We start from the raw sequence: 21,177 nt of genomic DNA, 5'->3' as shown, positions 1-21,177 counted from the left end.
GTAAAGAAATATTTACGCGGGAGGATAACTATGAATCAATTACCAAAAGATTTTTTATGGGGAGGAGCATTTGCTGCTCATCAATTTGAAGGTGGATGGAACGCAGGAGGAAAAGGTCCTAGCGTTGTAGATGTAATGACTGCAGGTGCACATGGTGTACCTAGAGAAATAACTGAAACAGTTATGCCAGACAAATTCTATCCAAATCATGAAGCAATAGATTTTTATAGTAGATATAAAGAAGACATAGCATTACTTGCTGGAATGGGAATTAAGTGCTTAAGAACTTCTATAGCATGGACAAGAATATTCCCTAAGGGGGATGAATTAGTTCCAAATGAAGAAGGTTTAAAATTCTATGATGATTTATTTGACGAATTATTAAAGTATAATATAGAGCCTGTTATAACTTTATCTCATTTTGAAATACCGCTACATATAGCTAAGGAATATGGCGGATTTAGAAACCGTAAAGTAGTAGATTTATTTGCTAACTTTGCAGAGGTTTGTTTCAAGAGATACAAGGATAAAGTTAAGTACTGGATGACTTTCAATGAGATAAACAATCAAATGGATACGGATAATCCATTATTCTTTTGGACAAACTCAGGAGTAACAGTTGAGCCAGGAGAAGATCCAAAGGCTATATTATACAAGGTTGCACATAATGAATTATTAGCAAGTGCAAAGGCAGTAATAATAGGTCGTAAAATAAATTCTGAATTTAAAATAGGATGTATGGTTTCTCATGTACCTATATATCCATACTCTTGTAACCCAGAGGATATAATGGCAGCAGAAGAAGCAATGCGTCAAAGATTCTTCTTCCCAGATGTGCACGTACGTGGACATTATCCAAGATATGCATTAAAAGAATTTGAAAGACAAGGCTATGATATAGGAATGGAAGAAGGAGATGCCGAAATATTAAAGGCTGGAACGGTAGACTATATAGGATTTAGTTACTACATGTCTACTGTTGTAAAATCTGATGTAAATAATGATAATTCAGATTCTGTTAACGGAGCATTATCAAACTCAGTACCTAACCCATATATAAAATCTAGTGACTGGGGGTGGCCAATTGACCCAGTTGGTTTAAGATACACTTTAAACCGTCTATATGATAGATATGAACTTCCATTATTCATAGTTGAAAATGGATTTGGGGCAATAGATACAGTTGAAGAAAATGAAGAAATACACGATGTTTATCGTATAGATTACTTAAGTAAACACATAGAAGAAATGAAGGAAGCAGTAAACTATGATGGTGTAGAATTAATGGGGTATACTCCATGGGGAATAATAGATTTAGTATCTTTCACTACTGGAGAAATGAAAAAGAGATACGGTATGATATATGTTGATCGTGATAATGAAGGTAATGGTACTATGAAGAGATTACGTAAAGATTCTTATTTCTGGTATAAAGATGTGATTGATTCTTGTGGAGAAAAATTATAGGATAATAAAAATTGTTAGTACCACAAAAATAGTGGGCATGATTGTTATGAATCGTATCCACTATTAAATATAAAAAAAGATATTAGTAATTACTAATATCTTTTTTATTTTACTCTCAATCTCAATTTAAAATTAGTTAAATAATTTCTTCAAATATTTTTCTCAAATACTTTATTTGAAAATTTACATCCCCAAGTGCTATCATGACCTCATAAGACAAAACGAAACAAAATAGGAGGAAATGATGAACTACAAACCCAACACAAAACTAATAAAATTTCACATGCTAAAAAAAGGCTACTCAATAACAAAACTAGCAAAGAAAAGCAACCTAGGAAAATCAACAGTATCAAGACTAATAAATCAAACAGGAACACCAAGAATAGAAACAATCTACAAAATAGCTAAAGCCTTAGATATAGAAGTAAAAGATATAACGCTATAAAAGAATAGGGGGGATAAAATGTATAAACAATATATAGAGGAAATAAAAAATATTAGAGATTTAGAAACAGTAATAAACTACTACTATCCAAGCCAACTAAGAAAAAACAAAATGAAATGTCCATTTCACAACGATAAATCACCAAGCCTTCAAATAGCAGACAAAGGAAATGGAGCTTTTTACAAATGCTTTGGATGTGGAGTAGGTGGAGATATAATTGACTTTATAAAAAGAGTAGAAAAAATAAACTTTATAGAAGCTTTAAAAAAAGCCTACGAAATATTAAACAGACCACTAACATTACCTACAAAAAGAACTATCAGACTAAATTCAGTAAACAAAACTAAAATCAATGAATATTACAACAATCAAGTAAAAGAAGCTATACAAGAAAAAAACTTAGACAAAGCCTTTGAACTAAGCTGTAAGCAAGAAAAAGAAATAAATCAAAATTATCATATAAACTTTCCTTACTTAGATTCTAAAAATAGACCTCAAAAAATATGGGACAACTTAGATGTACTATTAAAACACAATAATATAAATGTAGTTTACAACGAAATAGTTAAAGATATTGAAATAACTGGACTAGAAGGAACAAATCTAGAAAGTCAGTTAGTAGATATACATTCACTTTGCAATAAATATGGATTTTCCCTAAGTCTAAATACAATACAATCTTTCATACATCGTATAGCTTACAACAATTCATATAATCCAGTAGTAGATTATCTAAGAAATTGCTATATGGAATTTGATGGGGAAAGCAAATACATACAAATGTTATGTGATGCACTTATCACTAGACGTGATTATGACCAAGAGTTAAAAAAATTATTAATAAGGAAGTGGTTATTAAATACAGCTAACATTGTATTTAATGATGGAAACACTAACATAGAAGGAATATTAACATTGCAAGGAAAGCAAGGTATAGGTAAAACAAGATTAATAAGAAAACTAATACCTATGTATGTTAAAACAGGACTAGAACTAGACCCAAGTGATAAGGATAAAGTTTATCAATGTATAAAATATTGGGTATGTGAACTAGGTGAGTTAGATTCAACTCTTAAAAAAGACTTAGCAAAGTTAAAAGCTTTTATAACTGAGCAAATGGATGAATTTAGAAGACCTTATGGATTAGTACCTATTAAATATCCAAGAAAAACATCCTTTTATGCAACAGTTAATAATGAAGAATTTTTAAAAGATGAATCAGGAAACAGAAGGTATTGGGTAATTCCTATTGAAAAGATAGATTTTGATTTGATAGACAAAATTGATATAGATAAATTATGGGGAGAGGTAATGTATTTAAAAGAAGAAAATATGGAAACTACCTATTTAAATCAAAGTCAAATAGAAAGGTTAAATACTAGCAATGCTGATTTTAAGGTTATGAATCAATTGGAACTAGGCATTAATATGGAGTTTGATTGGGATGCTGATAAAATTATGTGGAATTGGAAGTCTTCTACCGAAATAGCAAATAGACTACGTTTAAAATCTAGTAAAGGTTTAAGAGCTACATTAGAAAGTTATGGTGCTAAGTATAAAAAGGTTGGTAATAAAAGAGGTTATAACACCCCACCATATAAATATATAATGTCCATTAGTTGATTTTAGGTACAGTAAATGCTGTACCTTTTATATATTAAGTTAAAACTTTATTTAAAAATACTTTGGAAAGTACACTAAAAGTACGCCAAAGTACACTAAATTTATTTTTGATGAACTACTTTAAAATATAGAAAAAACAACAGGTTTAAGAATTATACCCACCATAGACACTAGATTAAATAAACTATAAGAGTATTTTGATAAAAATATATTATTATAGTTAAATTTATTTATTGTGTACTTGCTGTACTTAATAAAAGCTAGATATAAATAGCCTTAAGTTAAAAAACTAAAACATCACAAAATGAATCTGTATATATTAAATATAAATAAATAGACAAAACTTTAATTTTGGGTAAAATTTATCTAAATAATATACAAAATGAAAAAATAACTATAGAGTTTATATTGACAATTAAATAAATTTAGTAGAAGTGTTAATAGGTTTATTTGTTGAAAAATGTTGAAAAGTGAAGTATCATATGCTAATCTTTATATAAGAGACAAAAAGTTTAGATAAAATACAATACAACGTGCGTTAGAGAATTGGAGTCAAGCACAAGCCTTAAAAATATTAGTTAACAGTACTAATAGAGGCTTAGCTTGGCTCTTTTTTAGCGTAAAAGGAGGGTCTTTGATGTTAAAAATTTTAAAGCCAGCACCATTTATGAAAAGGTTACCAGAAGAAGAAATAGCTCCAACGTATAAAAGATATCGTATCCAGATATTTATAAGTATTTATGTAGGATATCTTTTATACTATTTTGTAAGAAGTAATTTTGCCTTATCAAAGGTCTATCTTATACAACAGGGATTTACAAAAGTTGAGATAGGACTTGTTGCATCAGCTTTAGGATTATCCTATGGTATTAGTAAGTTTGTAATGGGAAATGTATCAGATAGATCTAATCCAAGATATTTCTTAGCAATAGGTCTTATATTATCTGGTATAGTAAATTTATTTTTACCAAATGCAAATAATATTGCTTTTATGTTTATTTTAATGTTATTAAATGGATGGTTTCAAGGAATGGGATGGCCTCCATGTGGTAGGATAATGACTCACTGGTTTTCAGATAGTGAGCGTGGTGTAAAAATGTCTATTTGGAATACTGCACATAATATAGGTGGAGGATTTATAGCTACAATTGCATTAATTGGGGTATCATTATTTGGAACATGGAAAGGTATTTTTTATTTACCAGCAATAATAGCAATTGTAGGTGGAGTAGTATATACTATATTTGCAAGAGATACTCCACAGTCTGTTGGATTACCCCCAATTGAAGAATTTAAAAATGATTATCCAGAGTATGAAGTTAAGGGTATAAATGCTGAAGAAGAACTTACTGCTAAGGAAATTTTATTTAAGTATGTATTAAATAATAAATTTTTATGGTGTATAGCTTTGGCAAACGTTTTTGTATATTTAGTTAGATATGGTGTTATAAATTGGGTTCCTACATATCTTCAAGAAGTTAGAAATTTCAACCCAAAAGATTCTTCTATAGCATTTGCACTATTTGAATATGCAGCTATACCTGGAACTATTATAGTTGGATGGATTAGTGACCATATATTCAATGGTAGACGTGCTCCAATGGGTATAATATGTATGGTTGGAGTAGCTATAGCAACAATGGTGTATTGGAAAAGTACAAGTCCTCTTGCTATAAATTGTGCATTGGCATCAATAGGAGCATTAATTTATGGACCTGTTATGTTAATAGGAGTAAGTGCACTAGATCTTGTACCTAAAAAAGCAGCTGGTACTGCGGCAGGATTTACAGGTTTATTTGGGTATATGGGAGGACAGGTTTTAGCTGAGGTTGCAATGGGTATGGTAGTTGATAAATTTAATTGGGATGGAGGATTTATAATGTTAATAATATCTTCAATCTTAGCAATAGTATTTTTATCATTTACTTGGAATACTCATAATACAAAAGAGAAAGCTAATGCTTAATGAAATATATAGTACATATAATAAATAAACAATAATTTTTATTTATTTTAGGAATTGTATATATAATTTTACAATGTTTATTATTTTATAATATATTTATTTTTTATTGTTAGGTTAGAAGTAAATAGTATATATGGAATTTTTAAAATAAATTATTTAGTATAAATAAGAACTATTCTCCAATATTTACATATGATATAGAGAACACTATTTATATCAGAAAAAGGAGAATCAACAATGGAAAGAAATTATTGGCAAGACTATTGGGATAATTATTATAAGTTTGTAGCTTTATATCTTAGAGAATTACAAAATGCAAATCCTGATGTGGATATTAAAAATGAATACTTAGAAGTGGCTAGCTTATTTGAGCCTGCTATGCCTCTTGGAGATAATGATGATTATGACGATTATGATGATAGTGATGATTATGATGACTATTTAGAAGGAGATAACAATCAACCTTTTACATCACCTAGTGGTGATCAATCTGCTGAATCTTTTACATCACCTAGTGGTGTGCAACCTGCTACTACTTTTACATTACCTGGTGGAGATCAATCAGCTCAACCTTTTATATCACCTGGTGGTGGGCAATTTACTATAAATAACTGTAGGAGAGTGGCGATAGTTAGAATAGTAATGAGAAGAGGTTTTACACCTTCTAACTTCTTTATGGCAGTAGATAGAGCTGATAGAAGAAGTATTCAAGGATTTAGAATAGCTTGCGAATCTGGTAGAATTAGATTTGTACCAATGGCTGTAGAATATAGAAATATTAATCTTATAGAATGCGCATTTTAGATTGAATTTAATAAGAGGCATCCAAGTAATATATAATACTTGAGATGCCTCTTATTATTTATTAATTAAATTTTTCAAAAAATAAATTTATATAAAAAATTAAAATATAAGAAAAAAAAACCGTATATATTTAAGTATGAATTAGATTTTAAGAGATAAAAATGCAATGTATGAAAAGGTTAAACATAAAGCCTAATTTATACAAATTATTATACGATGGAGAATTGATTATATGGAAATTATAAATAAGATAGAAGATTTAATTAAAAAAAATGATATAGAAAATGCTTATGAATGCATAATTCAAAATGAAAGACAATATTTAAACAATGCTAAGTATTGGAATTTAAGAGGTATTTTGTGTTCACAAATAAAAGAATATGAAGCAGCAATAAGTTGTTATAAAACTTCAATTGATATTAAGTGTGACTATATAGATGCATATTTCAATTTAATATACACATACCTGATTACAGGAGAAAAATTAAAGTCGGTTTTAAACGCTAGTATATCTTTAAGATACATTGATGATATAAATTATATAAATGATATAAATAATTTATATAAATATGAAAAAGCATCAAAAAATTATATAGAATTATTAAATGAGGCTAAAACTAATATTTATATAGACAAAGATAATGCTAGCTTAATAAAGTATTTAGCTAGCCATTATAACAATATAAGCAAAGAATATATACAAAGTTTATATGAAAATAATATAGCATGTAACTGGGCGTATGTAAAAGATGATTGTATTGTTACAAACAAAGAAATTATAGGTATAGACGATTTTATATGCAATTATAATTATTCAGATTTTGATGTAATAGTTCCTTATGATATGAACTATATAAATGTAATAAAAAACATAGCATCAAAGGGAGTAAATAAATGTTTTGTATTACTTTCTTATGACGGGAAATTTAAACTTATTGATATAGATAATGAAATTATGACAGGGTTAAGAAATGAAGATTACAAAAGAACAGTAACATTAAATAGATTTAATGCAGCTGACTCAAATGTATATGCATTAATAAAGTATATGCCACAACAATATAAAGATAAGTATAAGTTAAATATTATTAAAGGCACTGATGTTTGCGATATAGAAAATATAGTTAAAGTACCTCTTATATCATCTATTACGGTTTCAGGATTTAATACATTTTGTAATTTTTATCCAAAACTTACTTATAATATTGAGGTAGGTCATGGAGAGGTAGGCTTTAAAGGGTGTGGATTAATGGATAAGAAAAATAAGGAATTTGCGTTTACCCCAGAAGAATATAAAAATATAGATAAAATATTTACTCCATCTAAAATGTGTATGTTATTAACAAGTGCATTTGCAGCTGTACCAGAAGATAAATATGAAATAACAGGAAATCCTAGAACGGATCTTGTTATGTTATCTGATGGAAAAAGAAATTTAGAAAAATTATTAGGAATATCTTTAGAAAATAAAAAAGTTATATTTAATATGCCAACATTTTATGTACATGATAACTCAGGGGTATCAAATGGTTCAAGAGAACTTAATGATGCTATAAAAATAAAAAACTTTGATTATGAAAAATTTAATCAATTCTTAATAGATAATAATATAATTTGTATATCAAAGGTACATCACGGAGAAGAAAGAAGTGTTACGAAAAAAGCAAAGAATAGAAATCTAGATAATATGATATTTATATCTAATAAAGATTTAGAAGATAAAGATTTAGATTTATATGAAGTTTTAAATGCAGCTGATATTTTAATTACTGATTACTCAAGTATATATGGAGATTTCTTATTTATGGATAAGCATACGATATTTGTAAATACAGATATGGAAATATATGAAGAAGAAAGAGGAATAATTTTACAGCCTTATGATTTCTGGGCAGCTGGACCTAAGGTACAGGAACAAGAAAGGTTATCTGAAGAAATAATTAAATGTATTAATGATAATAATTATTATAAAAAAGAACGTAATACTATTAGAGATATTTTTTATTATCATAAAGATAATAAATCAAGTATTAGAGTATGGGATAGCATAGATCGTGTATTAAGTAATTTATAACAAAAATGTAGGGGAGTAATAGGAGACTATGAATAATAAATATAATTTATATAAATATATAAATGGGAAAAATAGCATTGATAGGATTATAAGGATATTAAATTAAGATAATATTAGTACAGATATGGAAATAGAGATGATCAATTCTATAGCTGATTTTATACAAAATAATCTTTATTATGAGTACTTAGAGTCATTTAATAAATTAGCAGATGAAGTAGTAAATATAATAGAAAATTTTAATAGTGAAAGTATAGACTTATGTGTAAATCAAAAAAATAGAATAGATAATTTAATTAAAGCCTTATCTAATTTTAAAAAAGATATTAATAATATAGAAGTTAATTTATATTTTTGCGGAAGAGACAAATATAATATAATAGATAAATGTACAAATAAAAAAGTTATATATATAGATAACATTAATGAGTACATACGTTTAAATAATGAACTAAAAAATGATCAAGTTAACATATTGATAGTAAGTGAAGAAACTATATATAGTGATTTAGATTTTAACTTATATTTTAATGATGTATTATATTACGATAAGTTAATGAATTCTATATTTGAAGTAAGTGAAAACATATATTCTGCAAATTATGATTATAATTATTTATCAAAAACTCTAGAAAAGTGTAAATGTGAAAATATAAATACGTTAGTGGTAGGTAACTCTTATCCATTAACAGGTATAGATGTAAAACTTTTATCAAATAAATCTGTAAATTTATCTATATCTAGTCAAGATTTATACTATTCTTACAAACTAGCAAAAGAAGCTATAAATAACAATGAAAATGTAAAAAGATGTATTATAGGAGCTGGATATTATCTAGTAAATCATGATTTATCTAAATGTAAAAGTGAATATTCTGTTAATATGGTTAAATGCCTATATTATCCTATATTAAAAGATAAACACAACTCAGAAAAAGTGGATACTATAGAATTTTTAAACCTAAGAAAAGTATTAAAAAATGATTTAATAGATTATATATTCAATCTAGAATTCTTACATAATCATTTTATAGATTTAATATATAGAGAAAATAATGGATATTTCAATAAAAATCAAAGTAGAGAAATGATTAGTATTTTACAAGGAGTTAAGTTAAGTAGTATTAGTGAAGATGAAAAATATAGACTAGGTGAATCTAGAGCTAATCAACATAATGACTTATCTAAATATACTGAAACTAAAAAGGAATATAATTGTATATTTAATGAGTTTATAAGCTTTTTAAAAGATAAAGGTGTAGAACCTGTAATAGTTGTATTTCCAATTACTAAATATTATAGCAAGTTTATAAATAAAACATATGAAGACGAATTTTATAAAATTATAGATGGTATAAAAGAAAAATATGAAGTTAAATTAATTGATTTTTCAAAAATGGATATATTTGAAGAAGATGATTTTATAGATTTTGATCACATAGGTGAATCAGGAGCTATTAAGATAACACATGAGTTAGATAAAATTTTAAATTAAAAAATAATATATCTAATAGCATAATTTTAGAATTATTAAATATTGTTATGTAAAAAACTTGATATAAACATAGGGTAAAAATATATATTTTCGATTGTTTAATCAATGTGTGTATTATTCTTGTGATTTGTCTAAAACATTGAGATACACAAAAAGGTATTGACTAATTGGTCAATACCTTTTATTTATATGTATGTGAATTTAAATAGAATGATTTTTAAATGCATATCTATAAAGTGCACTATCTGAGTTTAGATGTAATTCAAGAATTAACATATCTAAAAGAGAAATAAAAATATTTAATAAATTAAAAAATAATTGCAACAATACATTAATCCAAGTTGTATTTATAATTACAAGGAGGTTTTAATATGGTTAATTTTGAAGAAGTGTATAATCGGCAAGTTGATACAGTATTTAAAATATGTGTACTGTATCTTAAAAAAATAGATGATGCAGAAGAAGCTACACAAGATACTTTTATTAGATATCTAAAGTATAATCCAGAATTTGAAAACATTAAGCATGAGAAAAATTGGTTCATAAAAACAGCAACTAATATATGTAAAAATATCTTAAAAAGTTCATGGTTTAAGAAAATAGTATGCTCAGAAGATTTATCTCATTTTTATCAAGAAGAAAAAGATTATGATATTTTACAAGAAATATTAGAATTACCTCATAAATATAAAATGAGTATTTATCTTTTTTACTATGAAGGATACAGTACAGAAGAGATTGCCCAAATATTAGATATGAAGCCATCTACTGTGCGTTCAAACCTACATAGAGGAAGGAAATTACTAAAAATTAGTTTAGGGAGTGATTATATCAATGAAGGATAATGAGATAAAAAAAGTATTTGATAAGATAAAAGTAGATGAGTCGATGAAATCTCGTATTTATGAAAATGTATATAAGGATTTAAATACTAATAAAGAAAGTAAAAAAAGTAAGTTTAATATTATATATTTAAATCATAAAAAATCATTATCTACTTTAGCGGCAAGTTTAGTACTTATATGTGGATTGTTTTTATATAATGAAAATAAGGTAGATAATATGCAAAATCTATCAATGTCAAATGAACATTTAAATACATCAATTTCACGAAGCAGAGCAATTATCGAAAATAATGAATTTAACAATTTTGAATTTGAAATTTTAAAAGATAACACCACAAAAGTAGAAATTAAAAATAATGAAAATACTAATGTGTTTAAAGAAATAACAAATGAAAAATCTATAAATAATTTATTAAATCTTTTACAAGATGCTAAAGAAAAAGATTTTAACCCTGAAAGTTATGACAATTTTAAAGACACAGGAAAGATTATAACTTTAAGTTTTATAACGAAAGATGGTTTAACAAGTTCTATAAAAATTAACTTAGACTTAAAAATTGCTTGTATAAATGAAAAATACTATACTGTATCATTTGAAGTGATAAAAATTATAGATGAAGAATTAAAAAATATAAAAGATTTTAATAAAAATTAATAAAAATAAAATTTAATGCAACAATTTACAATTTTAAATTGTATTTATATATGAATGGACAACAAACAAATAAAAAATAATAAGTGGGAGGAATATATTATGAAAAAGCAAATTATAGCATTATTAACAGTTGGATTAATTTCAGTAAGTGGAATTCTTGTATTTGCAAATAATAAATCATCGATAACTAAAAATGATGTAAATTCAAATGGAGAGCATAAGGATATATCAGAAGTTAATGGAGATGTTAATGTTAATGATATTGCAATCAGAGGAATAATTAAGGGTATAGGCATAGATAAAGAAGTAACATCTGTAAGGGTAGAAGGAAATTTAGAAAAAGATACTAGCTATGATATAGCAGATGTTCTTGTAGGTAAAGATACTATAATTAAAAAAGGTAATTCAAGCTCTAATCTTAAAGTTTCAGATTTAAAAATAGGACAAAAGATAGAAGTTGTATTTCAAGGGCCAGAAGGAAGATCTTATCCTGTAACAGCTAATGCATATAGTATTAATATTATTGATTAAAAAAATTAAATAATTAAAAAATCTAGTTGAGTAAAAGTACTTATTATAAGCATTTTTACTTAATTTTTTTGCCAAATCTGAAATCAAATAAAATTGAAGTAATTATAATAATCCAGTGGTAGATTATCTAATAAACTGCTATATTAAAATATATTAATTCTAATAATAGTTAGGTATAATTTTAAAGTATACAATAAGATTATAAATTAAATTAATTCAGATAAAGAAATTAGAAAGGTTGGACAAAAATGATAAGAAATATTGTAAAGGATGTATTATTTTTAGAACAAAAATCAGAACCTGCAACTAAAGAGGATGTAGAAGTTATTAATGATTTAATAGATACATTAAGAGCAAACTTAGATCATTGTGTAGGCATGGCAGCAAATATGATAGGAGTAAAAAAACGTATATTGGTATTTAGCGTAGGTAATATCATAGTTCCTATGGTAAATCCAGTTATATTAAAAAAAGAAAAGCCTTATGAGGCAGAAGAAAGCTGTTTATCTTTAGAAGGTTTTAGAAAAACAACAAGATATGAAACAATAGAGGTAGAATATCTAGATAAAAATTTCAAGAAACATAAACAAATATTTACAGGATTTACTGCTCAGATTATCCAGCATGAAGTAGATCATTTCGAAGGCATAATAATCTAATAAATAATATTATGGGTATTATTACATAAATTCATATCCGACAATTACCGAGGCACATAACCTTTAAAGCATTGAAATTACCACATCAACAGGTGTGGTAATTTTTTTATTTTATTAACAATAAAAGTAAAAGGATTCTATTGACATAAATAGTAATAGTAGATAATATAGTTTAGTACAAAACAAATTTTTATATGGAGGTGTTTCCATGAAAAATAAAAATAAGCTTAAACTAGGTCTTGATATTAGTAAAATTCACCATATAATTTCAAGGAAGATGGATGCTTCTGTAATTAGTGCAATTGATGATAACTTAACTGTGTCACAAGCTTATGTAATCGATTTTATTTCTAATGAAGGCAAAGACAAAGAAATATTCCAAAAAGATTTAGAGAGAGAATTTGATTTAAAGCGTTCATCTATTAGCTTAATGCTAAATAATATGGAAAAGAGTGATTTAATAGAAAGAGTACCTGTTACGGAGGATGCACGTCTAAAGAAGATAATTTTAACTCAAAAATCTATAAAAATTTATGAAAAAATTTCTACTGCAATCGATTCAATCGAGAATAAGTTATCAGAGAATATAACTCAAGAAGAAATAAAAGTATTTCAAAGTGTACTTGATAAAATAAGAAATAATTTAGAATAACCGTTTTAAGCTTCAATAACGGTTATATTTATATAAATATTGTTTTGTCCAAAACAAAAATAAAAAATAGGAGGATGATATATGTCAAAAGTATCTAACTTTACAGAGGGGAAGATATTTTCACCTTTATTAAAATTTGCAATACCCATATTACTTGCATTATTTTTACAAACTATGTATGGTGCAGTTGATTTACTTATAGTAGGGCAATTTGGCCATGCTGCAGATGTTTCTGCCGTTTCAACAGGTAGTCAAGTGATGATGACTATAACTGTAATAATTACAGGATTAACTATGGGTCTTACTATATTAATAGGTCAAAAACTTGGGGAAGGAAAGTCAAAGGAAGCTGGAAATGTTGTAGGAAGTGGTATTTTAATATTTGCTATTATAGCTTTAGTTATTACTGTTTTAATCGTTAGTTTTGCTTCAAATATTTCAACTTTTATGCATGCTCCAAAAGAAGCCTTTGATAGCACTGTAATATATATAAGAATTTGTTCTGCAGGTTCTGTTTTTATAGTTGCTTATAATATTATAGGAGGAGTATTTAGAGGATTAGGTGATTCAAAAACTCCTCTTATTACAGTAGGAATTGCATGTGTTACAAATATTATAGGAGACTTAATATTTGTTGGAATATTTAAAATGGCTGCTATGGGGGCAGCGTTGGCTACTATAATGGCTCAAGCAATTAGTGTCATACTGTCTATAATAATTATTAAAAAGCGTGGGCTTCCTTTTGAATTTTCTAGACAAAGTATAAAATTCCATAAAGGTATAACATCAAAGATAATTAAATACGGAACACCAATAGCCCTACAAGATGGACTTGTACATTTATCTTTCCTTGTAATTATGATGATAGGTAATTCAATGGGAGTAATTCCATCAGCAGGAATTGGTGTTGCAGAAAAACTTGTTGGATTTATAATGCTTATACCATCATCTTTTTCTCAAGCAGTATCTGCATTTGTTGCACAAAACTATGGAGCTAAAAAATACCATAGAGCAAGAAAAGTTCTTGTTTATGCAATTTCAGCTTCTTTATGTTGTGGAGTTTTTATGTTTTATATTACATTCTTCCATGGAAACTTACTTGCAGGAATGTTTTCTAAGGATAAAGATGTAGTTTTAGCATCTTGGCAATATATGAAAGCATACGGAATAGATTGTCTTTTAACTGCAATTATGTTCTGTATGGTAGGTTACTTTAATGGATGTGGAAAAACAACTTTTGTAATGATACAAGGAATAATAGGTGCCTTTGGGGTAAGAATACCAGTATCATATATGATGAGTAAAATACTACCAGTATCGTTATTTAAAGTAGGTCTTGCAACACCAATGTCTACATTTGTGCAAATTATATTATGTGTAATTTACTTTATAATTTTATCAAAGAAGTTATCAAAAGAAGATACTCCAATAGATATAACTTATCAAGTACAGGAGCAGTAAAATATTTAATTTTAATAAATTAAACCTATCTAGACAACTAAATTGATTTTTTATAAAGGTTAATTTAAAAAGTTGATATGTATAAAAACACTTTAGTTTAAAAGTCTAATACCCAAAAAAGAGGGTATAGTGAAACAATAGAGGGTGTTAGTTAAAAATATAAGAGTTGAGTCAAAGTATTTATTAATACGCTTTGACTCAACTTTTTTATTTAAAATATTTCTAAAAAATTTTAAAAATTATTTGAATCAATAAATTAAGATTTTAAATGCTTGAAAGCTAAAATAATACATTTATTGACTTTATATAAGTACATAGCTACTATTTAATTGAATAAATCTAAAAATATACAATAATGTATTTGACATAATAAAAAAGTATGGGAATTAATGGAGGGAATTAATGGGGAATAAAACTATTTTAATAATAGAAGACGATATAACTCTAAACAAAGGCATAATGTTAACACTTAGGCAAAATGACATAAATATAAAACAGGCATTTACATTAGAAGATTCAAGAAACATATTAAAAAAAGAAAAAATAGATTTAATAATACTAGATGTAAATCTTCCTGATGGAAATGGATTTGATTTTTGTAAAGAAATAAGAGGAAAATCAACAATACCCATAATATTTCTAACTGCTTGTGATATGGAATTGGACATAGTAACAGGATTAGAATTAGGTGCAGATGATTATATAACAAAACCATTTAGCTTAATGGTTTTACGTGCAAGAGTTATGGTAGCTTTAAGACGATTAGAAAATAAAAATACAAATAATAAAATAACTGTAGATAATCTAATTTTAGACTTTGACAAAATGGAATTTACTAAAGATAATAACAAAATAAATTTAAGCAAAACAGAACAAAAGCTATTAAAAATGCTAATAAAAAATAAAGGACGAGTGTTAACTCGTGAACAATTAATAGACAATGTATGGGACAATGATAGTGAGTTTGTAGAGGAAAATGCCCTTACAGTAAATATAAAAAGATTAAGAGAAAAAATAGAAGATAATAAATCAAAACCTAAATATATAAAAACAGTATACGGAATAGGATATATTTTCTCAGAAGGTGACAAAAATGAGTAAACAAAAAAATCATTCCTTTAACAAAATATATATTATATATTTAACTTTTTTTATAAGTATATGTACACTGTTTTCAGTATTCATATACTTTATAGATATAATTGATTTAGAAATAGTAAAGCTAGTTAGTATAATATTTTTATTATCTATAGTCATTATAGGATTATCATTTATTTATATAATAAAGCTTAAAGTACAAGATACAGTAAATCTACTTGATAATATGATATCAAAAGCTATAGATAAAGAAGAAATAATAAATAGATATGATGAAACAATACTATCTTCACTAGAGCATAAGCTATTAAAATACATAAAAATATATGAAAGCAACAAAAAATCTATAGAAAAAGAAAGAAATAGCATAAAATCCTTAGTAGCTGATATATCTCATCAAACTAAAACGCCTATTGCAAACATTATGTTATACAGTGAACTTATACTTGAGAATGAAAATTTAGATGAGTATACAAAAGATATACTTCTAGATATAAATAATCAATCAAACAGACTAAACTTCTTGATACAATCACTAATAAAAATGTCTCGGCTTGAAAATGGAATAATAAAACCTACTAAAAATAAAACTAAATTAATAGATACAATAAGTTCATCAATAAAAGAAGTCTATAAAAATGCAGACAAAAAACAAATAAGCATAAGTGTAGATGGAGATAAAAGTGCACAGGGTTATTATGATAATAAATGGACAATAGAAGCAATTGTAAATATATTAGAAAATGCAATAAAATACACAAATGAAAATGGAAGTATAAGCATAAATATAACTTCTTATGAAATTTTCAAAAGAATAGATATAACAGATAATGGCATTGGAATAGAAGAATCAGAAATTAACAATATATTTAAAAGATTTTATAGATGTAAAAATACAAATCAATATGAAGGGGTAGGTATAGGGTTATATTTAACAAGACAAATAATATCACATCAAGGTGGATACATAAAAGTTTCATCAAAAATAAATCAAGGCTCAACTTTTTCAATATTCTTACCAGCATAAATCAAATGTGTCAAAGCTGTTATATTTGAGACACTAGTTTGTAACAATTCATTTATATATTAAAGGTATAGGAAATAAATTACATTTAATAAGAAATTAGGGAGGAAGATATGAAAGTAGTTGAAGTTAAAAATTTAAAAAAATATTATGGAAAAGATGAAAACTTGGTAAAAGCACTAGATGGTATAAATCTTGAGATAAATGAAGGTGAATTTGTTTGTATAGTAGGTACATCGGGAAGTGGTAAAAGTACATTGCTTAATATGATAGGAGGCCTTGATAGACCTACTAATGGAGAAATTAAAATTGCAAATAAAGACATATCAAAATTAAGTGATGATGAATTAACGATATTTAGACGAAGAGAAATAGGGTTTGTATTTCAACAATTTAACTTAATCCCAATACTAAATGTATATGAAAATATAGTACTTCCAATAGAGCTTGATGGAAATAAAATAGATAATAAACATGTAGATTTAGTTATAAAATCTTTAGGTTTAGAAAATAAAATATATAATTTACCAAATAATCTTTCAGGAGGACAACAACAAAGAGTAGCAATAGCAAGAGCACTTGCTAGTAAACCATCTATAATACTTGCAGATGAGCCAACGGGTAATTTAGACAGTAGAACTAGTCAAGATGTAATGGGACTTTTAAAAATAATGAGCAAAAAATTTAATCAGACAATAGTTATGATAACTCACAACGAAGAAATAGCTCAAATGGGAGATAAAATTATAAGAATAGAAGATGGAAAGATTGTTTCTAAGGTGGTGGAGAAGTAATGATAAAAAATACAAATACACTAGTTATAAACAATCTTTCAAAGAAAAGTTTTAAAGCAAATAAAAGTAGAAACAAAATTGCTATAATAGCTATAGTACTTACAACCTTACTTTTTACTAGTTTATTTACAATAGGTATGGGAATGTTAAAATCTAATGAATACAGTACTATGCGTATGGTAGGGGGAAGTACTCACGGTAGTTTTAAATATTTAACAGTAGAACAATACAATAAAATAAAAGACAATAAGCTTATAAAATATAAAGGAATAGCAGTGCCTCTAGCAATAGCTGAAAATAAAGAACTTGCAAAAAGACAGGTTGAAATAAAATATGGTGATAAAAATTATATAAAAACAACTTTTTCAACACCTATAAAGGGAGATATTCCAACTAAGAAAAATGAAATATTAGTAGATACTTTAACTTTAGACTTATTAGGTCTTCCTTATGACCTTAATCAAAATATAAAATTAACTTATAAAATAGGTGATAAAGAATATACTAATGAATTTAAAGTAAGTGGTATATTTGAAGGTGACAAAGTAATTAGCGCAAGTTCTGCATATGTTTCAAAAAATTTTATAAAAGATGTATTAGGGAATATAGATCAAGAAAAACTTAAAAAAGATAATAATTTTATAGGAACTATAATATTAGATGTGAATTTTTCTAATTCTATGAACATAGAAAAGAAACTACAAAAAGTAATAAAGGATAGTGGATACAATGAAAATGAAATAAATTATGGAGTAAATTGGGCATATATGGGAGGTAAGACTTTAGATTTAGGGACAGTATTTGGAGCAATTGGATTAATACTTCTTATAATGTTTACAGGATATTTAATAATATATAACATATTCTATATATCAATAGTTAGGGATATAAAGTTTTACGGTCAATTAAAAACTATAGGAACAACTAAAAAACAAATTAAAAAGATAATAATAAAACAAGCATTAAGACTATGTTTAATAGCAATACCAATAGGTTTAATTTTAGGATATGCTATAGGTTCTATGGTAACTCCACTTATAATGAAAACAGTAAATGTAACTCATACTAAGCTATCATCAAATCCTATTATATTTATATTTGCAACAGTATTTTCAATAATAACAGTATTAATAAGTGTATATAAACCAGCTAAAATAGCATCAAAAGTATCGCCGGTAGAAGCCATAAGATACACTGGAGTAAATGAAAACATAAAACGCAAAATAAAGAAAACTTCAAGTGGTGCAAAATTAAATAACATGGCTTTATCTAATATTTTTAGAAATAAGAAAAAAACATTTATAGTAATAGCATCTTTATCATTAAGTATAATACTTTTAAATATAGTATATACAATGGCATCAGGTATTGATATAGATAAATTCTTGAGAAGATCTATAGGAACAGATTTTACAATAGGTGATACGAGTTTTTATAGAATGGAGTTTGACCCAGAATCTACAAATGCCCTTACTGAAGATGTAATTAAAGACATTGAAAAATTAAATGGAGTTAACTCTATTGATAAAATGTATTATAAACAAACTAAGATACCTTTAACTGACAAGATAAAAAAAGTTTTAGATGCTAAGCATAAAGAAGGAAATGAATGGTTAAATGAATCAATAGATGAAATGTTAGAAGAAAAAAAGGTTTCAAGTGAATACTATGGAGTGGATAGAGGTATATATAAGTTTTTAAAAAATTATATATCTGAAGGTAAACTAGATGAAGAAAAATTTGCATCTGGCGATTATATAATAGCAAATACAAACTTTATGCTTGGAAATTTGGTAAAGGTTGGGGATAAGGTGACAATACCTTTTGAAAATGGTAAAAGTAAAGAGTATACAGTAATGGCAATAATGACTAATGAACCAGCATACTTAAATAGAGGAATTGGATTTCCATGTTTTACAGGGTATTTGCCGTCAGAAGAATTTAAAACTACAACAAAAAATAATTCAATAATGACGGCTATGTTTAATGTTAAAGATGGTAAAGAACAAGAAGTAGAAAATCATATTAAATCTTTAATAAAAGATAATCCATTACTTGATTATAGATCAAAACAAACTTATATAAATGAATTTAAATCAACTATAAAAATTTATGAAATAGTAGGTTATGGACTAAGTGCCATAGTAGGTATTATAGGAATACTAAACTTTATTAATGTAGTATCAACAAATATTATATCTAGAAAGAATGAACTGGCTATGTTAAATAGTATAGGTATGACAAGAAAGCAAATCAAAAAGATGCTTATACTTGAAGGAATATATTATGTAGTAATAACAATAGGTGCAGTAATTATAATAGGATTGCCACTTACTTATTTATTGGTTAATACTATTGCAGGTGGAATGAGTATATTTAGTTATACTTTTAGAATTATGCCTGTAATATTATCACTACCTATATTACTGTTAATATCTATTTTTGTTCCAAGTATTTGCTTTGAAAAAGTTAACAATGAAGTAATTATAGAAACTCTTAGAAATAGCTAAATAAGCATGCTCATTTAGAGATAAAAAAACTTATGATGTATGGCAAGAAAAGAAACTATATTAAAAAAGTAGGGTTTGGAGTTGTTAAAACTACTTACATTATAGATGAAAATAGGATTATAGATAAATAAATTAAAGTAAAAAATCTCAAAAATGTCTTATAAGATGTTTTTGAGATTTTTATTTAAACAATACAAATCATTGTATTTATATTAAAATTTAAATAACTTTATTTTAATTTTTTTCCTACACACGCCATATAAATTACAAATTCATTTTCGCCATCTAAATTTAGCATATTATCAATTATATCTTGGTCATAAATTCCAATAGCACAAGTTCCATAGTTAAGAGATTCTGATGCTATATAAAGATTTTGACAAACATGACCAATATCTATAAGTATTTTTTTATGAGCAGTTATGCTAAATTTATGTTCACTTCTATATGGAATACAGCTCCAAGCAAATACAACAGCACTTTTAGAAACAAAATTTTGAACAAAAGGTTGATTTGGAGTTGCTTTATCTATTTCATCATCTATATTATTTAAAGTTTTCATAAATATAAGTTTATGCTCTAGTGGTAAATATCTATAAACTCCACACTCTAATCCTTCAACATTATTTATTATTAAATATGTTTCAAAAGGATGAGTACAACCAGCAGAAGGTACTGTTCTTAATGCGCTTGATTTATCTTTTACAGTTTGTATTCCTTGAGTAGCCCAAAGTAAGTATGAAAGTTCAGATAAATTTATTTTTTCATCACTATATTTTCTTATACTTCTTCTATCATTTATACAATCTAATACGTTAGGTTTAACTAAAATGTCTTTGCTTATAGGAGGTAATTCTATTAAATCAGAATTTGAATCATACTCCTTTTGAAAAGTTGGAGCAGGGATTCCTTTTTGTTTATCCGTTTTTATCTGCTTTAATATTTCGAAATCAGCTTTAAAAAATTCTCTGTTTTGTGCAATTTTATCCATAGATGTCTCCTTATTAAAATGTATAATTTTTTATATTCATTATATCATATATACAAATATGAGATAAGAAGGTGTAGTTTAAA

At 26.1% G+C, this 21,177-nt stretch carries 18 protein-coding genes; 17 read left to right on the top strand and 1 reads right to left on the bottom strand.

Translation table 11 applies throughout. From position 1 onward, the window contains the following. Nucleotides 1-30: 30 nt before the first annotated feature. From H8891_RS09990 to H8891_RS09910, 17 genes are all read left to right on the top strand, one after another. Nucleotides 31-1,467, top strand: a complete 1,437-nt coding sequence (locus H8891_RS09990; RefSeq protein WP_187006348.1) for a 6-phospho-beta-glucosidase — start codon at nucleotides 31-33, stop codon at nucleotides 1,465-1,467. Nucleotides 1,468-1,711: 244 nt separating this feature from the next. Continuing rightward, nucleotides 1,712-1,912, top strand: a complete 201-nt coding sequence (locus H8891_RS09985; protein WP_187006347.1) for a helix-turn-helix domain-containing protein — start codon at nucleotides 1,712-1,714, stop codon at nucleotides 1,910-1,912. 18 nt (nucleotides 1,913-1,930) lie between these two features. Next, nucleotides 1,931-3,535, top strand: coding sequence for a VapE domain-containing protein (locus tag H8891_RS09980; protein WP_187006346.1), 1,605 nt, complete (start codon nucleotides 1,931-1,933; stop codon nucleotides 3,533-3,535). A 637-nt stretch (nucleotides 3,536-4,172) separates the two neighbouring features. Beyond that, nucleotides 4,173-5,501 carry a glycerol-3-phosphate transporter gene (gene glpT, locus H8891_RS09975; RefSeq protein WP_187006345.1) on the top strand — a complete coding sequence of 443 codons (1,329 nt, stop codon included), beginning with the start codon at nucleotides 4,173-4,175 and terminating at the stop codon, nucleotides 5,499-5,501. A gap of 237 nt (nucleotides 5,502-5,738) precedes the next feature. Next, complete coding sequence (locus H8891_RS09970) at nucleotides 5,739-6,305, top strand: hypothetical protein (protein WP_187006344.1); 567 nt, start codon at nucleotides 5,739-5,741, stop codon at nucleotides 6,303-6,305. A gap of 232 nt (nucleotides 6,306-6,537) precedes the next feature. Then, nucleotides 6,538-8,379 (top strand): CDP-glycerol glycerophosphotransferase family protein, encoded by a 1,842-nt coding sequence (locus H8891_RS09965; protein WP_187006343.1) that lies wholly within the window; start codon nucleotides 6,538-6,540, stop codon nucleotides 8,377-8,379. Nucleotides 8,380-8,503: 124 nt separating this feature from the next. Further along, complete coding sequence (locus tag H8891_RS09960; protein ID WP_187006342.1) at nucleotides 8,504-9,874, top strand: hypothetical protein; 1,371 nt, start codon at nucleotides 8,504-8,506, stop codon at nucleotides 9,872-9,874. Between the two features lie 371 nt (nucleotides 9,875-10,245). Further along, nucleotides 10,246-10,719, top strand: coding sequence for an RNA polymerase sigma factor (locus tag H8891_RS09955; protein ID WP_187006341.1), 474 nt, complete (start codon nucleotides 10,246-10,248; stop codon nucleotides 10,717-10,719). Further along, a complete protein-coding gene (locus H8891_RS09950) occupies nucleotides 10,709-11,374 on the top strand; it encodes a hypothetical protein (protein WP_187006340.1) in 666 nt (221 codons plus the stop codon). The genes H8891_RS09955 and H8891_RS09950 overlap by 11 nt, the downstream gene beginning before the upstream one ends. A gap of 99 nt (nucleotides 11,375-11,473) precedes the next feature. Then, complete coding sequence (locus tag H8891_RS09945) at nucleotides 11,474-11,905, top strand: DUF3221 domain-containing protein (protein WP_187006339.1); 432 nt, start codon at nucleotides 11,474-11,476, stop codon at nucleotides 11,903-11,905. 248 nt (nucleotides 11,906-12,153) lie between these two features. Beyond that, nucleotides 12,154-12,564 carry a peptide deformylase gene (locus H8891_RS09940; RefSeq protein ID WP_147546697.1) on the top strand — a complete coding sequence of 137 codons (411 nt, stop codon included), beginning with the start codon at nucleotides 12,154-12,156 and terminating at the stop codon, nucleotides 12,562-12,564. A 208-nt stretch (nucleotides 12,565-12,772) separates the two neighbouring features. Continuing rightward, on the top strand, nucleotides 12,773-13,216 hold the full coding sequence (locus H8891_RS09935) for a MarR family winged helix-turn-helix transcriptional regulator (protein ID WP_187006338.1): 444 nt from the start codon (nucleotides 12,773-12,775) through the stop codon (nucleotides 13,214-13,216). An 81-nt stretch (nucleotides 13,217-13,297) separates the two neighbouring features. Next, complete coding sequence (locus tag H8891_RS09930; protein ID WP_187006337.1) at nucleotides 13,298-14,677, top strand: MATE family efflux transporter; 1,380 nt, start codon at nucleotides 13,298-13,300, stop codon at nucleotides 14,675-14,677. Between the two features lie 402 nt (nucleotides 14,678-15,079). Next, a complete protein-coding gene (locus H8891_RS09925) occupies nucleotides 15,080-15,778 on the top strand; it encodes a response regulator transcription factor (RefSeq protein WP_187006336.1) in 699 nt (232 codons plus the stop codon). Next, nucleotides 15,771-16,802: a sensor histidine kinase gene (locus tag H8891_RS09920; RefSeq protein WP_187006335.1), complete on the top strand. Its 1,032-nt coding sequence runs from the start codon at nucleotides 15,771-15,773 to the stop codon at nucleotides 16,800-16,802. Before H8891_RS09925 ends, H8891_RS09920 begins: the two co-directional genes overlap by 8 nt. A gap of 110 nt (nucleotides 16,803-16,912) precedes the next feature. After that, entirely contained in the window at nucleotides 16,913-17,593 is a 681-nt protein-coding gene (locus tag H8891_RS09915) for an ABC transporter ATP-binding protein (protein WP_187006334.1), read from the top strand. After that, nucleotides 17,593-20,103 carry an ABC transporter permease gene (locus H8891_RS09910; protein ID WP_187006333.1) on the top strand — a complete coding sequence of 837 codons (2,511 nt, stop codon included), beginning with the start codon at nucleotides 17,593-17,595 and terminating at the stop codon, nucleotides 20,101-20,103. Before H8891_RS09915 ends, H8891_RS09910 begins: the two co-directional genes overlap by 1 nt. Nucleotides 20,104-20,332: 229 nt before the next feature. Here the strand turns inward: H8891_RS09910 and H8891_RS09905 are convergent, their stop codons facing one another. Then, a complete protein-coding gene (locus tag H8891_RS09905) occupies nucleotides 20,333-21,094 on the bottom strand; it encodes a SagB/ThcOx family dehydrogenase (RefSeq protein WP_187006332.1) in 762 nt (253 codons plus the stop codon). Between the last annotated feature and the right edge of the window lie 83 nt (nucleotides 21,095-21,177).

The organism is Paeniclostridium hominis (assembly GCF_014306135.1).
Taxonomy (GTDB): domain Bacteria; phylum Bacillota; class Clostridia; order Peptostreptococcales; family Peptostreptococcaceae; genus Paraclostridium; species Paraclostridium hominis.
Note: the sequence above shows the minus strand (reverse complement) of the source record. Positions and strands in the feature narration are given on the sequence as shown.

Bases quoted from the DNA above. Each gene is read 5' to 3' on its own strand.
- H8891_RS09990 (WP_187006348.1), top strand. From the start codon at position 31: ATGAATCAATTACCAAAAGATTTTTTATGGGGAGGAGCATTTGCTGCT.
- H8891_RS09985 (WP_187006347.1), top strand. From the start codon at position 1,712: ATGAACTACAAACCCAACACAAAACTAATAAAATTTCACATGCTAAAA.
- H8891_RS09980 (WP_187006346.1), top strand. From the start codon at position 1,931: ATGTATAAACAATATATAGAGGAAATAAAAAATATTAGAGATTTAGAA.
- glpT (WP_187006345.1), top strand. From the start codon at position 4,173: ATGTTAAAAATTTTAAAGCCAGCACCATTTATGAAAAGGTTACCAGAA.
- H8891_RS09970 (WP_187006344.1), top strand. From the start codon at position 5,739: ATGGAAAGAAATTATTGGCAAGACTATTGGGATAATTATTATAAGTTT.
- H8891_RS09965 (WP_187006343.1), top strand. From the start codon at position 6,538: ATGGAAATTATAAATAAGATAGAAGATTTAATTAAAAAAAATGATATA.
- H8891_RS09960 (WP_187006342.1), top strand. From the start codon at position 8,504: ATGGAAATAGAGATGATCAATTCTATAGCTGATTTTATACAAAATAAT.
- H8891_RS09955 (WP_187006341.1), top strand. From the start codon at position 10,246: ATGGTTAATTTTGAAGAAGTGTATAATCGGCAAGTTGATACAGTATTT.
- H8891_RS09950 (WP_187006340.1), top strand. From the start codon at position 10,709: ATGAAGGATAATGAGATAAAAAAAGTATTTGATAAGATAAAAGTAGAT.
- H8891_RS09945 (WP_187006339.1), top strand. From the start codon at position 11,474: ATGAAAAAGCAAATTATAGCATTATTAACAGTTGGATTAATTTCAGTA.
- H8891_RS09940 (WP_147546697.1), top strand. From the start codon at position 12,154: ATGATAAGAAATATTGTAAAGGATGTATTATTTTTAGAACAAAAATCA.
- H8891_RS09935 (WP_187006338.1), top strand. From the start codon at position 12,773: ATGAAAAATAAAAATAAGCTTAAACTAGGTCTTGATATTAGTAAAATT.
- H8891_RS09930 (WP_187006337.1), top strand. From the start codon at position 13,298: ATGTCAAAAGTATCTAACTTTACAGAGGGGAAGATATTTTCACCTTTA.
- H8891_RS09925 (WP_187006336.1), top strand. From the start codon at position 15,080: ATGGGGAATAAAACTATTTTAATAATAGAAGACGATATAACTCTAAAC.
- H8891_RS09920 (WP_187006335.1), top strand. From the start codon at position 15,771: ATGAGTAAACAAAAAAATCATTCCTTTAACAAAATATATATTATATAT.
- H8891_RS09915 (WP_187006334.1), top strand. From the start codon at position 16,913: ATGAAAGTAGTTGAAGTTAAAAATTTAAAAAAATATTATGGAAAAGAT.
- H8891_RS09910 (WP_187006333.1), top strand. From the start codon at position 17,593: ATGATAAAAAATACAAATACACTAGTTATAAACAATCTTTCAAAGAAA.
- H8891_RS09905 (WP_187006332.1), bottom strand. From the start codon at position 21,094: ATGGATAAAATTGCACAAAACAGAGAATTTTTTAAAGCTGATTTCGAA.